Raw genomic sequence first — 14,168 nt, 5'->3', positions numbered from 1 at the left:
AAACCCCCGTCAGCCGGTAGCTGTACGAGGGTGGCGCGTCGATGCGGTTTGCTATGCCCGGCAGAGGGCTAGCGCGGCATCAACGCGCCAACCAATTACTACGAGCAATCCGGGGTTCTGCATAGCACCCGACGGTAGCTGCCGTACAGGTTAAAGGTCAAATTGGTTCCGCCGAGGTCCGGTTGCCCGGTGACGCCGGCGGGCCGCCCGCCGGGTGGTGCAAGGATGAACCTGTGAGCGCACGATCGGCAACCGCCCCTGTCGTCATCCGGATATCGCCCATGGCGCACCTGGCAGTCGGATTCCTGACGCTCGGCCTGCTGACGCTGGTCCTGAGCAATCCGACCTGGTTCTCGGTGCTACTGGTGATCCCGATTGCGTTGTCGGCGGCCATCATCCGGTACCGCACGACCGCCGATGCCGACACCGTCACCGCGCGGTCGCTGACGCGCAGCCGCACGGTGTCGTGGACGGAGATCAAGGGGTTGCGGTTCGACCGGTCATCTTGGGCGATCGCAGATTTGAGCGACGGGACGGACCTGCGCCTGCCCGCCGTGACGTTCGCAACACTGCCGTTGCTCACCGAGGTGAGCGGCGGCCGCGTACCGAATCCGTACGCCTAACGGTTCAAACGACCTTCAGCGCCGTCTTAACCCAGCGGGTTGCCGCCGTTGAGCAGCACCCAGATGGCGATGCCGCCGGCCACGCCGAGCACCAGGGCCACGAACGAACCCACGAAGGGGCGCCGGGCCCAGCCGCGGCCGGCGTCGAATCCGTAGCGACCCGGCCCGGTCAGGATGATCGCGGCCGCGGCGACGACGACGATCAACCGGTATTCGGTGCCGTCGGTGATGACTTCCGCGAGGCGGGCCTGCTCATGCGCCGCCATCGCCGTGGCCAGCACCCCGTTGATCAGGTAGGCCAGCGCGCCGGCCGCCGCGATCGGGGTGAACAACCCGAGGACCAGCAGTACGCCGGCGGCGATCTGCCCGCCGGTGGCGGCGTAGGTCAGGATGTCGGCGTTCTTGAAGCCCATCTCGTCCAGCGACGAGTTGAACCCGTCCAACCCGGGGCCGCCCCACCAGCCGAAGGCCTTCTGCAGGCCGTGGATGATCATCAGCCCGCCCAGCGCGACGCGCAGGATCAGCAGGCCGAGGTCCTGGGTGCCGCGTCGACCGGCTGCCCGGACCCGGTCGTCGATGAACTCGTCACGCTCGATCTCCGCAGGTTCGGCCGCGAAGGGGCCCATGGGGGCGGGCCCTCCGGCTTGCACGTACGGCAGTGGCTCCGGGTCGGAGACCAGGCTGAATGCGGACTGGTCGCCCGATTTCGAGTCGTAGCGGGGAATGGCGGTGGTCTCGAAGTCGCCGCCGTAGTTCTCCGACGGCAGGTCGTCTTCGGGGTCGACCAGGCTGGCCCCGGCCGGCCTGGCGGAATCGTCCGAGTAACCCGGTCGTTGCCAGGCTTGTGGGTCCTGTGGGTGGCTGGTCACAGCTGCCAGGGTAAGTGCAAGTTCGGTCCGATCCGGGTATTTACCCCGGCGCTTCCGCCTGGTATCGACCTGCTACGGATACGACGGGCGGTCCCGACGTGGCGCGCACTGCCGAGCGATCCGTAATCTGGCGGCATGAAATCGCGCCGGCTGATGGGGGTGGCCGCCGTTCTGTGTGCCGCGATGCTTGTCGGGTCGGGCTGTGCCCGGTTCGACGCGGCCCAGTCCGAACCTTTCACCACCGAGCCCAAGATGGCACCGGGGCCGACCACGACACCCCCGCCGCCGCCACCGCTGCCGGCCAAGCCGTTCCCCAAGGAATGCAAGGCGACAGGGGTCATGCAGGGCTGCCTGGACAGCACCAGCGGTCTGATCATGCTGCCCGACAGCCAGTCCGCACTGGTCGCCGAGAGGCTCACCGGCGCGGTCAAGCAGGTGTCGGTGAAGGCCGAGCCGAAGGTCAAGGTGACGATCCCGGTCGATCCGTCCGGTGACGGCGGCCTGATGGACATCGTGCTGTCGCCGACCTACGGCCAGGACCGGCTGATGTACGCCTATGTCAGCACTCCGACAGACAACCGCGTGATCCGCATCGCCGACGGCGACGTGCCGAAGCCCATCCTCACCGGCATCCCGAAGGGCGCCACCGGCAACATGGGGGCGCTGACGTTCACCAGCAAGACCACCCTGCTGGTGCAGACGGGCGATGCCGGCGACCCGGTATTGGCCGCCGACCCCGCATCGCTGGCAGGCAAGGTGCTGCGCATCGAGCAGCCCACCACCGTCAACCAGGCCCCAATCACCACGGCGCTCAGCGGCCTGGGTGGCGCGGGCGGCATGTGCGTCGATTCGTCGGACGGCTCGCTCTACGTCACCGACCGCACGCCGAGCGCCGACCGACTGCAGCGCATCACGAAGGATTCCAAGATCTCCACGGTGTGGACCTGGCCGGACCGGCCCGGCGTCGCCGGGTGCGCCGCCCTGGAGGGCACGGTGTTGGTGAACCTGGTCAGCGTCAAGAAGACCGTCGCCGTACGCCTCGCACCCGATACCGGCGCGGTCACCGGTGACCCGGAGGTGGTCCGGGAGAACGTGCGCGGTCATGCGTGGGCGTTGCAGCTCTCCCCCGACGGCAACGTGTGGGGTGCGACCGTGAACCGGACCGCCGGCGATGCCGAGAACTTCGACGACGTCGTCTTCCCGCTGTTCCCGCAGGGCGGCGGCTTCCCGCGCAGCAATGCCGACAACACCTAGGGCACAAGACATTTCGGCCTAGATCGACTCTCCGGACCTGACCGGACCCGGCAGCGTCAATCGGTCGATATGAATACAACGCACACAATGTGCCCTTAGAAATGGTTCGTCTATCACGTACCATTACCCGGGTGCCTGACCGCCAGCGCCGCAGATATGCACCGCGGCTACCGCGTGAAGAGCGGCGCGAGCAACTGCTGGACGCAGCTTTGACGGTGCTCCACGATTGCCCCCTGCACGAGCTGACCATGGAGGGCGTCGCCGAGGCCGGCGGCGTCGGCAAACCCGTTCTCTATACCGCGTTTCGGACCCGCACCGAACTGGTGGCTGCGTTGCTCGTCCGCGAGCATCAGCGGGGCCTGAGCCAGGTCCTGACCACCCTGCCCGAGAATCTGTCGGTAACCGGACCGGCAGATGCCTACACGGCGACGGTCACCGGTTTCCTGCGCTGCGTGTTAGAGAATCCGGCCCGCTGGCGGCTCATCCTCACCGAACCCGACACCGCGCCGCGGGATGTCCACGCAGCGGTCCGCAACGCCCGCAACCAGATCCTCGCGGAGCTCGAGCAAATGGCGAAGGCGGGCATAGCGGTGGATCCCCGGCTTTCCGCACTGGATCCCGAGCTTCTCGGCCACACCTTGCTGTCGTTCGCGGAGATGCTCGGCCGTCTGGCTGTGCACGACCCCGCCAGCTACCCGCGCGAACGGCTCGAACAATATGCCGCCGCTGCGATGACGATGTTCGCCGGCTCGGTCAAGTAGCCGCGGCTACCCGTTCTGACCGCAGGCCGCCAGCACCAGCTCGCGAACCCGGGCTGCGTCGGCCGAGCCCTTGGTTGCCTTCATCACCGCACCGACGATCGCCCCGGCGGCCTGGACCTTGCCACCGCGGATCTTGTCCGCGACATCGGGCTGAGCCTCGAGCGCTTTATCAATGGCAGCCTGGATCACCGAGTCGTCACGCACGAGCGCGAGCCCGCGGTCGGCCATCACCTGTTCGGGTTCGCCCTCGCCGGCCAGGACTCCTTCGATGACCTGGCGGGCCAGCTTGTTGGACAGCTTGCCGTCGTCGACGAGTTTGACCACGGCGGCGACCTGGGCCGGGGTGATCGGCAGTGCCTCGAGTTCGACCTCGGACTCGTTCGCCTTCTGCACCAGGAAGTTGCCCCACCAGGCGCGGGCGGCCTCACTGGAGGCACCGTGGGAGACAGTGGCGGCCACCAACTCCACCGCACCGGCGTTGACCAGGTCACGCATCACCTCGTCGGAGATGCCCCAGTCCTCCTGAATCCGCTTGCGCGCCAACCACGGCAGCTCAGGGATGGTCTGGCGCAGGCGTTCGACGAGCTCCGCGTCGGGGGCGACAGGCTCGAGATCGGGCTCGGGAAAGTACCGGTAGTCCTGCGCGGTCTCCTTGCTGCGACCCGGCGAGGTGTAGCCGTCCTCGTGGAAATGCCGTGTCTCCTGGGTGACCGTGCCACCGGAATTGAGAACCGCTGCCTGGCGGCGCATCTCATACCGGACGGCAACCTCGACGCTCTTGAGCGAGTTCACGTTCTTGGTCTCGGTGCGGGTGCCGAACTCGCTGGCTCCGACCGGCTTGAGTGACAGGTTCGAGTCGCACCGCATCGACCCCTGGTCCATCCGGACATCCGATACACCCAAGCCACGCAACAGGTCTCGCAGCGCGGTCACATAAGCACGGGCGATCTCGGGTGCCCGCGCCCCGGTGCCCTCGATAGGCCTGGTGACAATCTCGATCAGCGGAACACCGGCACGGTTGAAATCAGCGAGCGAGGTCGTCGCCCCCGCGATACGGCCGGTGTCGCTGCCAAGGTGGGTCAGCTTGCCGGTGTCCTCCTCCATGTGCGCACGCTCGATCTCGACGCGGAAGGTGGTGCCATCGTCGAGCGGCACGTCGAGGTATCCGTCGATCGCGATCGGCTCGTCGTACTGCGAGATCTGGTAGTTCTTCGGCTGGTCCGGGTAGAAGTAGTTCTTCCGGGCGAACCGGCCCCACGGCGCGATATCGCAGTTGAGTGCGAGGCCGATGCGGATCGCCGACTCGACCGCCGCCTCGTTGAGCACCGGCAGCGAACCGGGCAGCCCCAGGCACACCGGGCAGACCAGGGTGTTGGGCTCGGCACCGAACCGGTTGGCGCAGCCGCAGAACATCTTGGTGGCCGTGGACAGCTCGACGTGTACCTCCATGCCCATCACGGGCTCATAGGTGGCGATGACGTCGTCGTAGTCAACGAGTTCAGCGGTAGCGACAGACATGCCGTCGATCCTAGTGGGGCGGCGTTTCAGGCCAGTCCGGGGTGGACGCCGGGGATCAGGCCGGCCGCGGCCGACAACCGGCGCAGCAGGTGGCGCAGCGCGGTGCGCTCCTCGTCGGACAGCGACGCGGTCACCTCATCCTCGAGCGCACGGCCGGCGGAGTCGAGAGCCGGGACCAGTTCCCGTGCCCGCCCGGTCAGAGATACGGCGAATGCCCGCCGGTCATCTGGATGCGGCCGGCGTTCGACGAGGCCCTCGGCCTCCAGCGTGTCGATCAGCGCGACCATCACATTGCGGTGCAGCCCGAGGCGTTCGCAGAGCTCGCGTTGCGACTGCCCGTCGACTCCGGCCAGCGCCAGCAGAACCGCGGTGGCCCTGGGATGCAGCCCCAACGGCTCCAGCTTGGCCCTGAAGCCATCGGCCACATACGCGCCGAGCTGGGACAGCAGGAACGGGATGCGCTCGTCGAGAGCGGACACACCGGTCGGTTCCTCAGCCATGCCGCCAACACTAGCACCGTTGATGATTGTCATATAGCGTGATTGTCACTATTAGTGACTAATTGGGAGGCAACATGCGAATCGTCATCTTCGGCGCCAACGGGGCAACCGGACGTCTGCTCACCCGCCGGGCCCTCGACGCCGGGCACAGCGTCGTGGCAGTCACCCGCCACCCCGAGGCGTTCCCCGTTACCGGCGCCGCACTCACCGTGGCCGAGGCCGACGTGCGGGACGCGGACGCGGTCACCGCCGCCGTCGACGGCGCCGACGCGGTGCTGTCCACCCTCGGCGTCACGTTCACGATGGATCCCGTCGACACCTACTCGGCCGGCGTGGGCAACATCGTCACGGCGATGCGCCGGACCGGGGTCGAGAGGTTGGCCGTCGTGAGTTCCACCGCCGTCGCCGACTATCCCGGCCGCACCGATACGCCATTCGCGCTGCGTCTGGTCCAGCCCGTAATCAGCCGCATCTTCGGCAGGACCCTCTACGCCGACATGCGCCGCATGGAGGACGTCGTGGCCGCCAGTGGACTGAACTGGACGATCGTGCGGCCGTCGGGCCTGTTCGACCTGCCGAACGTCACCGACTACATTGCCGGCCAGTGCGACCCGGTGGGCGCGTTCACCTCACGCACCGACCTTGCCGACTACCTGCTGAAGCTGGCCGATTCACCGGAAACCGGTGCGACCGTGACGGTTTCGACGACAGCCGACACCCCGTCCATGTGGCAGCTGCTACGCCGCGAGGCGCTCAAGAGCGCATGAATATCGCCCGCGGACCCAGGCCTAGCCGAAGAACTCGGCGGCGTCGTCGTAACGGGACTGCGGTACCAGTTTGAGGTGGCGGGTCGCATCGGCCAGCGATACCCGGCCGATGTCCTGCCCCTGCAACGACACCATCATCCCGAACTCACCGGCATGCGCGGCGTCGGCCGCGTTCACACCGAACCGAGTGGCCAGTACGCGGTCATAAGCCGTCGGGGTACCGCCACGCTGCACGTGGCCGAGGACCGTGACGCGCACATCCTTTTTGATCCGCTTCTCCACCTCGAGCGCCAATTGCTGTGCCACACCGGTGAATTTCTCATGCCCGAACTCGTCCATGCCGCCCTGACGTAGTTGCATGGTGCCCTCGGCCGGCTTCGCCCCCTCTGCCACCACGCAGATGAAGTGTGACGATCCGTGCTGGAACCGCTTCTTGACCAGCCGGCACACTTCCTCGACGTCGAAGGGCTGCTCGGGGATCAGGGTCATGTGCGCGCCCGACGCCAGCCCGGCGTTGAGTGCGATCCAGCCGGCATGCCGGCCCATCACCTCGACCAGCATGACGCGCTGGTGCGATTCCGCGGTGCTGTGCAACCGGTCGATGGCCTCGGTCGCCACCTGCAGGGCCGTGTCGTGGCCGAAAGTCACATCCGTGCAGTCGATGTCGTTGTCGATGGTCTTGGGCACGCCGACCACCGGGACATTCTCCTCGGACAACCAGTGCGCGGCGGTCAATGTGCCTTCACCGCCGATCGGGATCAACACGTCGATCCCGTTGTCTTCGAGTGTCTGTTTGATCTGATCCAGGCCCGCCCGCAGCTTGTCCGGGTTGACCCGCGCGGTGCCCAACATGGTTCCGCCCTTGGCCAACAACCGATCATTGCGATCATCGTTGGCCAACTGGATGCGGCGATCCTCCAACAACCCTCGCCAGCCGTCGAGAAATCCGACCACCGACGAGCCGTAGCGCTGGTCGCAGGTACGCACCACCGCCCGGATCACCGCGTTCAGGCCAGGACAATCACCGCCGCCGGTGAGAACTCCGATGCGCATGGGCACCATCTTGCCCCGCCCGGCACGACCGTGCCGGGCATAAGGGCGTGCTGCCTACAACGCGCTGGGCAACGGGCCGCGGGCGGCCTCGTAGGCCGCGCCGACGCGGTACAGCCGGTCATCGGCCAGGGCCGGCGCCATGATCTGCAGACCGACCGGCAGGCCGTCGTCGGGCGACAGACCCGACGGCACCGACATGCCGCAGTGGCCGGCCAGGTTCAACGGCAACGTGCACAGGTCGAACAGGTACATGGCCAACGGATCGTCGACCTTCTCCCCCAGCCGGAATGCAGTGGTCGGGGTCGCCGGGGACACCAGGACGTCCACGTTCTGGTAGGCCTGCTCCAGGTCGCGGGCGATCAGGGTCCGCACCTTCTGCGCCTGGTTGTAGTAAGCGTCGTAGTAGCCCGCCGACAACGCGTAGGTACCGATCATGATCCGGCGCTTGACCTCGGGCCCGAACCCGGCGGCCCGGGTCAACGCCATGACCTCCTCGGCGCTGTGCGTGCCATCATCACCCACCCGTAGCCCGAATCGCATCGCGTCGAACCGTGCCAGGTTGCTCGACACTTCCGACGGCAGGATGAGGTAGTAGGCGTCCATCGCGTGGTCGAAGTGCGGGCAGTCGACCTCGGTGACCTCGGCGCCGAGCGCGGTCAGCTGGGCCACTGCGGCATTGAACGACTCCAGCACGCCGGGCTGGTAACCCTCGCCCCGCAGCTGCTTGACGACACCGACGCGCACGCCCTTGAGATCGCCTGCTGCTCCGGCCCGGGCGGCACCGACCACGTCGGGCACCGGGGCGTCGACGGAGGTGGAGTCGCGGGGATCGTGGCCGGCGATCACCTGGTGCAGCAGCGCGGTGTCGAGCACCGTGCGCGCACACGGCCCGCCCTGATCCAACGAGGACGCGCAGGCGATCAGGCCGTAGCGCGAGACCGTGCCGTACGTCGGCTTGACACCCACGGTCGCGGTCAGCGCGGCGGGCTGACGGATCGATCCGCCGGTATCGGTGCCGATCGCCAGCGGAGCCTGATAGGCGGCCAGCGCCGCAGCGCTACCGCCGCCCGACCCACCGGGCACCCGCTCGGTGTTCCACGGGTTACGGGTCGGTCCGTAGGCCGAATTCTCGGTCGACGATCCCATGGCGAATTCGTCCATGTTGGTCTTGCCGAGGATCGGGATACCTGCGGCGCGCAGCTTGGCGGTCACGGTCGCGTCGTACGGTGCGCGCCAGCCTTCGAGGATCTTGGATCCCGCGGTGGTCGGCATGTCGGTGGCGGTGAAGACGTCCTTGAGCGCCAACGGAACCCCGGCCAGCGGCGAGGGCAGCGTCTCGCCCGCGGCGACGGCCGCGTCGATCCGGGCCGCCTCGGCCAGCGCCGAATCGGCAGCCACGTGCAGGAAGGCGTTGAAGCGCTCGTCGGTCTCGGCGATCTGGTCCAGGTGGGCCCGGGTCACCTCGGTCGAGGAGACCTCCTTGGCCGCGATCTGGGCACCCAGGGTCGCCGCATCGCTACGGATCAGCTCACTCATGCTCGTCATTCACCCTCTCCGAGAATCCGCGGCACGGCGAAGCGGCCGTCTTCGGCGCGCGGCGCCGCAGCCAGCGCCTCCTCCTGCGTCAGGCACGGCACGACGACGTCAGGGCGGCTGACATTCACGTCCTTCAGCGGGTTGCCCGTCGCCTCCACGCCGGTGACGTCGACGGACTGGATCTGGCTGACATGGCCGAGGATGGCATCCAGCTGGCCGGCGAAACTGTCCAGTTCGTCGTCGGTCAACGCCAGACGCGCCAGACGCGCCAGATGGGCAACCTCGTCTCGGGAGATCTTCGACACGACAAAGCAGCCTAGTCAAAGCAGTAGAACTGCCACACAGCGGCAGCACACCCAGCCATGCACCGGCATGCCCCGAGACTCCCCCTGTGCAACAGTTATACGTGTGCCTTCGTATCTGCTCCGGGTCCAGCTAGAGGACCGACCAGGCAGCCTCGGCTCGCTCGCCGTGGCGCTCGGGTCGGTCGGCGCCGACATCCTGTCCCTCGACGTCGTCGAGCGCGGAACCGGCTACGCCATCGATGATCTGGTCGTCGACCTGCCGCAGGGCTCGATGCCCGACAGCTTGATCACCGCTGCCGAAAACCTGTCCGGCGTCTATGTCGACAGCATCCGGCCCCATACCGGACTGTTGGAGGCGCACCGCGAACTCGAGTTGATCGATCACGTCGCGGCGGCCCGCTCGAAGGCACAACGGCTGCAGGTGCTCGCCGAAGAAGCACCACGAGTTCTGCGGGTCGGCTGGTGCACGGTGGTCCGGTCCACCGGTGACGGAGTGGAACGGGTCGCCGCGAGCCACGGCGCACCCGAGACCCAGGCACAGTCGGCGCCGTGGCTGCCGTTGGAACGGGCTTCGACGCTCAACGGCACCGAGCCATGGGTGCCGCAGGTCTGGAGTGACATGGACACCACGCTGGCCGCCGCACCACTGGGCGACCACAACACCGCGATCCTGCTGGGCCGCCCCGGCGGTCCAGGGTTCCGGCCGTCGGAGGTGGCGCGGTTGGGTTACCTGGCCGGGATCGTCGCGACGATCCTGCGTTGAATTGGACTAGCCTTCGTCGGCCGTAGCCTCATCGGCGGCCGGGGGGCCCTCGGCAAGCAGCGTGCGGAACCCGTCCTCGTCCAGGATCGGGACCCCGAGTTCGACGGCTTTGTCGTACTTGGATCCGGGCGCATCCCCGGCCACCACGTACGCGGTCTTCTTCGACACCGAGCTGGCGGCCTTGCCGCCGCGGCTGATGATGGCCTCCTTGGCCTCATCGCGGGAGAACCCGGGCAGTGAGCCGGTCACCACGATCGACAGACCTTCCAGCGTGCGCTCGATGCTCGCGTCGCGCTCGTCGGCCATCCGGACCCCGGCGGCCCGCCACTTGTCCACGATGGCGCGGTGCCAGTCGACGGTGAACCAGTCGATAACCGCGGCGGCGATGGTCGGGCCCACGCCTTCCACCGCGGCGAGCTGTTCTTCGGAGGCCGCGACGATGGCGTCCAGGCTGGCGAACTCCGTGGCCAAGGCACGTGCCGCGGTGGGCCCGACATGGCGGATCGACAAGGCCACCAGGACCCGCCACAGCGGTTGGGCCTTGGCCTTGTCGAGATTGGCCAGCAGGCGCTTGCCGTTGGCCGACAGTTCGCCGGCCTTGGTGGTGAACAGCTCGGTGCGCAGCAACTGGTCGGCGGTCAGGGTGAACAGATCGCCCTCGTCGGCGATCACCCCGGCCTGCAGCAGCGCAGTGGCAGCCTCGTAACCGAGCCCCTCGATATCGAACGCGCCGCGACCCGCGACGTGAAACACCCTCTCCCGCAACTGCGCCGGGCAACTGCGGGTGTTCGGGCAGCGGATGTCGGCGTCACCCTCCTTGGCTGGGGCCAAGACGGTGCCGCACTCGGGGCAGTTGGTCGGCATGACGAATGCGTGCTCGGATCCGTCGCGGAGATCGACCACCGGGCCGAGCACCTCGGGGATGACGTCGCCGGCCTTGCGGATCACCACGGTGTCGCCGATCAGCACCCCCTTGCGCTGAACTTCGGTCGCGTTGTGCAGCGTGGCCAGGCCGACGGTCGAGCCGGCCACCTTGACCGGTTCCATGTAGGCGAACGGGGTGACCCGGCCGGTCCGTCCCACGCTCACCCGGATGTCGAGCAGCTTCGTGGTGGCCTCTTCCGGTGGGTACTTGTAGGCCACTGCCCAGCGGGGTGCGCGTGAGGTCGAGCCGAGCCGACGTTGCAGTGCCACCTCGTCAACCTTGACGACCAGGCCGTCGATCTCGTGGTCGACGTCATGGCGGTGCTCACCCCAGTAGGCGATCCGCTCGGCGACCGCGGCGACGCCGGACACCTTGGCCGTGTGTTCGGACACCGGCAGGCCCCACTGGTCCAGCGCCCGGTAGGCGTCATGCAACGATTTGAACGGGAAACCTGCAGCGCTTTCTATGTGGCCGAGCCCGTGACAGATCATCCGCAACCGGCGACGCGCGGTGACCGCAGGATTCTTCTGGCGCAGCGAGCCCGCCGCGCTGTTCCGTGGGTTGGCGAAGGGCGGCTTACCCTCGGCGACCAATCCTGCGTTGAGCTCCTCGAAGTCGGCGACCCGGAAGAACACCTCGCCACGTACTTCCAGTACCGCGGGCACCGGGAACTCGTCAGACGCGGTCAGCTGCTCGGGGATGTCGGAGATGGTGCGGGCGTTGAGTGTCACGTCCTCACCGCTGCGTCCGTCGCCGCGGGTTGCGGCCCGAACCAGCCGCCCGTCGCGGTAGACCAGTGCGAGCGCGACGCCGTCGATCTTGAGCTCGCACAGATAATGTGCGGCATCGCCCGTCTCCCCGCTGATCCGGGCTGCCCAGGCCGACAGCTCATCGGAATCGAACACGTTGTCCAGGGACAGCATCCGTTCGAGATGCTCGGCCGGGGCGAATTCGGTGGCGAACCCGGCGCCACCGACCAGTTGGGTCGGGGAATCGGGTGTCCGCAGGTCGGGGTGCTCCTCCTCGAGCGCCTGCAATTCGCGCAGCAGCACATCGAAATCGGCATCCGAGATGACCGGTGCGTCTTTGACGTAGTAGCGGAACTGGTGCCCCCGCACCTCGTCCGCGAGTTCCTGCCAACGTCGCCGCACGTCGGCATCGGCCTGTTCAGGCAGCACGGCGTCGGCAGGTCCGGTCGGCTCATCGCTCACCCTGGCAGGCTATCGGAGCCATCTGACGCCCCCATTAACCTTGGGGCATGCCGCACCCGATCATGTTCAGCGACGACGACTTGGGCCTGGCCGAACTTCGCACCGTTGCCCTGGGGTTTCCCGGGGCATTCGAGAAGGTTTCGTGGGGCAGGCCGGTTTTCTGCGCGCCGAAGATGTTCGCCATGTACGGCGGGAACGTCAAACCCGAGAGCCGCGGCGAGATGGTGCCCTATCCACATTCGCTGTTGATCAAGGTCGACGAGAGCGACCGCCGCGCGCTCGAACAGGACAGCCGCTTCTTCTTTCCGGCCTACATGGGCCCCTTCGGCTGGCTCGGTCTGGACTTCACTGCGGCGAAGGTGGATTGGACCGAGGTCCACGAACTCATCGACGCCTCGTTCCGCCTGGTCGCCTCACGGCGGCTCATCAAACAACTCGACGAGAACTGATCGGAAACAGCCATGAGTTTTGCCAGCCCTTTCCCCGACGTCGACCTGCCGACTGTCAGCGTCTACGACTACCTGTTCGCCGACATGTCCCCGGCCGACGCGGACCGGATCGCCTTGGTGGACGCCAAGTCCGGTACCGAAACCAGCTACGGCGATCTGGTCAGCCGAATCGACGCGTTCGCCGGCGGGTTGGCGGCCCGCGGGATTGGTGTCGGTGACGTGGTGGCACTGCTGTCCCCCAACAGTTCGGGTTTCGCGATCGCGTTCCACGGCATCCTGCGCGCCGGCGCCACCGCCACCACCGTCAACGCGCTGTTCACCGCGCGGGACATCACCAAGCAGCTCAAGGATTCGAAGGCCCGCCTGCTGGTCACGGTGAGCGCGCTGCTGCCCCAGGCATTGGAAGGAGCCGCCGCCGCGGGCTTGGATACCGAGGACGAGGTGGTGGTGCTCGACGGCGCCGGACTCGGCGCCGTCGGCCCGGCGCCCGAGGTGAGCTTCGATCCGGCCACCCATCTGGCGGCGCTCCCCTACAGCTCGGGCACCACGGCCAACCCCAAGGGTGTCATGCTCACCCACGCCAACCTGACCGCCAACGTCGCCCAGATCCGCCCGTTGCAGGGCTTGACCGCCGATGACCGGCTGTTGGCCGTGCTGCCGTTCTTCCACATCTACGGCATGACGGTGCTGCTCAACGCCGCCCTGCATGCGCGCGCCCAACTGGTCATCATGCCGTCGTTCGATCTCGGTGAATTCCTGGGCAACATCGCGGACCGCCGGTGCACGTTCGTCTACATCGCCCCGCCGGTGGCCGTCGCGCTGGCCAAGCACCCGCTGGTCGATTCCTATGACCTGTCCTCATTGCGGGCCGTCCTCTCCGGTGCGGCCTCCCTCGACGCCGATCTGGGTCGCGCGGTGGCAGATCGATTGAGCTGCACGGTTTCTCAGGGATACGGCATGAGCGAGTTGAGCCCGGTCAGCCACATCACCCCGCACGACGGCGGACTGGCATCGGTGGGCACGGTCGCACCGCTGGACTCCTGCGGGTGGACTGTCCCCAACGGCGTGAGCAAGCTGGTCGACCCCGACACCGGCAAGGAAATCGAGATCCCGGCAGAGGGTTTGAGCGAAACCGGCGAACTCTGGTTCAAGGGCCCCAACGTGATGGCCGGCTACCTCAACAACGAGGCGGCCACGCAGGAGACCGTCGACGCCGAAGGCTTCCTGCACACCGGAGATCTGGCGCAGGTCGATTCCAACGGCTGCGTCTACGTCGTCGACCGGCTGAAGGAACTCATCAAATACAAGGGCTACCAAGTGCCGCCGGCCGAGCTGGAGGCCGTCCTGCTGGGCCACCCCGGCATCGCCGATGCCGCGGTGATCGGGGTACAGGACAAGGAATCCGGCGAGGAAGTGCCGAAAGCCTTTGTGGTCAAACAGCCTTCATCAGAGTTGAGCGCCGACGAGGTGATGACCTTCGTGGCCGGCCTGGTGGCGCCCTACAAGAAGGTGCGCCAGGTCGAATTCATCGACGCGATCCCCAAGTCGTCGGCCGGCAAGATCCTGCGCCGGGAACTGCGCGGCGGCTAGACCACTTTGTCACGCCAGAGTGACACTCGGCGTCGACAGCCACG

14 protein-coding genes are annotated in these 14,168 nt (G+C 67.4%); 7 read left to right on the top strand and 7 right to left on the bottom strand.

Features of this window, described 5'->3' with window-relative positions; translation table 11 throughout:
* The first annotated feature begins 281 nt into the window (after window positions 1–281).
* Entirely contained in the window at window positions 282–623 is a 342-nt protein-coding gene (locus AC4LGL_RS10130) for a PH domain-containing protein (RefSeq protein WP_064881916.1), read from the top strand.
* A 26-nt stretch (window positions 624–649) separates the two neighbouring features.
* On the opposite strand, the gene AC4LGL_RS10125 is transcribed toward AC4LGL_RS10130, so the two are convergent.
* Entirely contained in the window at window positions 650–1,492 is an 843-nt protein-coding gene (locus AC4LGL_RS10125; protein ID WP_491838592.1) for a DoxX family protein, read from the bottom strand.
* Between the two features lie 135 nt (window positions 1,493–1,627).
* On the opposite strand from AC4LGL_RS10125, the gene AC4LGL_RS10120 reads away from it, so the two are divergent.
* Together AC4LGL_RS10120 and AC4LGL_RS10115 are read left to right on the top strand one after the other, a co-directional pair.
* Window positions 1,628–2,746: a PQQ-dependent sugar dehydrogenase gene (locus AC4LGL_RS10120; RefSeq protein WP_491838591.1), complete on the top strand. Its 1,119-nt coding sequence runs from the start codon at window positions 1,628–1,630 to the stop codon at window positions 2,744–2,746.
* Between the two features lie 101 nt (window positions 2,747–2,847).
* Window positions 2,848–3,507, top strand: coding sequence for a TetR/AcrR family transcriptional regulator (locus AC4LGL_RS10115; RefSeq protein WP_491838590.1), 660 nt, complete (start codon window positions 2,848–2,850; stop codon window positions 3,505–3,507).
* A gap of 6 nt (window positions 3,508–3,513) precedes the next feature.
* Here the strand turns inward: AC4LGL_RS10115 and gatB are convergent, their stop codons facing one another.
* Window positions 3,514–5,025, bottom strand: a complete 1,512-nt coding sequence (gatB, locus tag AC4LGL_RS10110; RefSeq protein WP_491838589.1) for an Asp-tRNA(Asn)/Glu-tRNA(Gln) amidotransferase subunit GatB — start codon at window positions 5,023–5,025, stop codon at window positions 3,514–3,516.
* A gap of 26 nt (window positions 5,026–5,051) precedes the next feature.
* Entirely contained in the window at window positions 5,052–5,525 is a 474-nt protein-coding gene (locus tag AC4LGL_RS10105; RefSeq protein ID WP_491838588.1) for a MarR family winged helix-turn-helix transcriptional regulator, read from the bottom strand.
* A gap of 74 nt (window positions 5,526–5,599) precedes the next feature.
* Between AC4LGL_RS10105 and AC4LGL_RS10100 the strand changes: the two genes are divergently transcribed.
* Window positions 5,600–6,292: an NAD(P)-dependent oxidoreductase gene (locus AC4LGL_RS10100; protein ID WP_491838587.1), complete on the top strand. Its 693-nt coding sequence runs from the start codon at window positions 5,600–5,602 to the stop codon at window positions 6,290–6,292.
* Between the two features lie 21 nt (window positions 6,293–6,313).
* Here the strand turns inward: AC4LGL_RS10100 and AC4LGL_RS10095 are convergent, their stop codons facing one another.
* Genes AC4LGL_RS10095 through gatC form a run of 3 tightly spaced genes read right to left on the bottom strand, consistent with a single transcriptional unit; the run spans window position 6,314 to window position 9,186 of the window.
* Window positions 6,314–7,345 (bottom strand): ATP-dependent 6-phosphofructokinase, encoded by a 1,032-nt coding sequence (locus AC4LGL_RS10095; protein ID WP_019343140.1) that lies wholly within the window; start codon window positions 7,343–7,345, stop codon window positions 6,314–6,316.
* Between the two features lie 54 nt (window positions 7,346–7,399).
* A complete protein-coding gene (gene gatA, locus AC4LGL_RS10090) occupies window positions 7,400–8,881 on the bottom strand; it encodes an Asp-tRNA(Asn)/Glu-tRNA(Gln) amidotransferase subunit GatA (RefSeq protein WP_491838586.1) in 1,482 nt (493 codons plus the stop codon).
* A 5-nt stretch (window positions 8,882–8,886) separates the two neighbouring features.
* Complete coding sequence (gatC, locus tag AC4LGL_RS10085) at window positions 8,887–9,186, bottom strand: Asp-tRNA(Asn)/Glu-tRNA(Gln) amidotransferase subunit GatC (RefSeq protein ID WP_064931354.1); 300 nt, start codon at window positions 9,184–9,186, stop codon at window positions 8,887–8,889.
* Window positions 9,187–9,253: 67 nt separating this feature from the next.
* On the opposite strand from gatC, the gene AC4LGL_RS10080 reads away from it, so the two are divergent.
* On the top strand, window positions 9,254–9,949 hold the full coding sequence (locus tag AC4LGL_RS10080) for an ACT domain-containing protein (RefSeq protein ID WP_491838585.1): 696 nt from the start codon (window positions 9,254–9,256) through the stop codon (window positions 9,947–9,949).
* Window positions 9,950–9,955: 6 nt separating this feature from the next.
* Here AC4LGL_RS10080 and ligA read toward each other — a convergent pair whose 3' ends face one another.
* Window positions 9,956–12,052 (bottom strand): NAD-dependent DNA ligase LigA, encoded by a 2,097-nt coding sequence (gene ligA / locus AC4LGL_RS10075; protein WP_491839318.1) that lies wholly within the window; start codon window positions 12,050–12,052, stop codon window positions 9,956–9,958.
* A gap of 80 nt (window positions 12,053–12,132) precedes the next feature.
* Here ligA and AC4LGL_RS10070 point away from each other — a divergent pair, with 80 nt between their 5' ends.
* Both AC4LGL_RS10070 and AC4LGL_RS10065 read left to right on the top strand, forming a co-directional pair.
* Window positions 12,133–12,534 carry an MmcQ/YjbR family DNA-binding protein gene (locus tag AC4LGL_RS10070; RefSeq protein WP_491838584.1) on the top strand — a complete coding sequence of 134 codons (402 nt, stop codon included), beginning with the start codon at window positions 12,133–12,135 and terminating at the stop codon, window positions 12,532–12,534.
* A gap of 12 nt (window positions 12,535–12,546) precedes the next feature.
* Window positions 12,547–14,124, top strand: coding sequence for a 4-coumarate--CoA ligase family protein (locus AC4LGL_RS10065; RefSeq protein WP_491838583.1), 1,578 nt, complete (start codon window positions 12,547–12,549; stop codon window positions 14,122–14,124).
* Window positions 14,125–14,168 lie beyond the last annotated feature (44 nt).

Source organism: Mycolicibacterium arcueilense, from assembly GCF_058536225.1.
This window is presented reverse-complemented; position numbering and strand designations above follow the sequence as displayed.

Coding starts and splice junctions, on each gene's coding strand:
- AC4LGL_RS10130 (WP_064881916.1), top strand. CDS start 282: ATGGCGCACCTGGCAGTCGGATTCCTGACGCTCGGCCTGCTGACGCTG.
- gatB (WP_491838589.1), bottom strand. CDS start 5,025: ATGTCTGTCGCTACCGCTGAACTCGTTGACTACGACGACGTCATCGCC.
- AC4LGL_RS10070 (WP_491838584.1), top strand. CDS start 12,133: ATGCCGCACCCGATCATGTTCAGCGACGACGACTTGGGCCTGGCCGAA.
- AC4LGL_RS10120 (WP_491838591.1), top strand. CDS start 1,628: ATGAAATCGCGCCGGCTGATGGGGGTGGCCGCCGTTCTGTGTGCCGCG.
- AC4LGL_RS10115 (WP_491838590.1), top strand. CDS start 2,848: ATGGTTCGTCTATCACGTACCATTACCCGGGTGCCTGACCGCCAGCGC.
- AC4LGL_RS10100 (WP_491838587.1), top strand. CDS start 5,600: ATGCGAATCGTCATCTTCGGCGCCAACGGGGCAACCGGACGTCTGCTC.
- AC4LGL_RS10065 (WP_491838583.1), top strand. CDS start 12,547: ATGAGTTTTGCCAGCCCTTTCCCCGACGTCGACCTGCCGACTGTCAGC.
- gatA (WP_491838586.1), bottom strand. CDS start 8,881: ATGAGTGAGCTGATCCGTAGCGATGCGGCGACCCTGGGTGCCCAGATC.
- AC4LGL_RS10080 (WP_491838585.1), top strand. CDS start 9,254: ATGCCCCGAGACTCCCCCTGTGCAACAGTTATACGTGTGCCTTCGTAT.
- AC4LGL_RS10095 (WP_019343140.1), bottom strand. CDS start 7,345: ATGCGCATCGGAGTTCTCACCGGCGGCGGTGATTGTCCTGGCCTGAAC.
- AC4LGL_RS10105 (WP_491838588.1), bottom strand. CDS start 5,525: ATGGCTGAGGAACCGACCGGTGTGTCCGCTCTCGACGAGCGCATCCCG.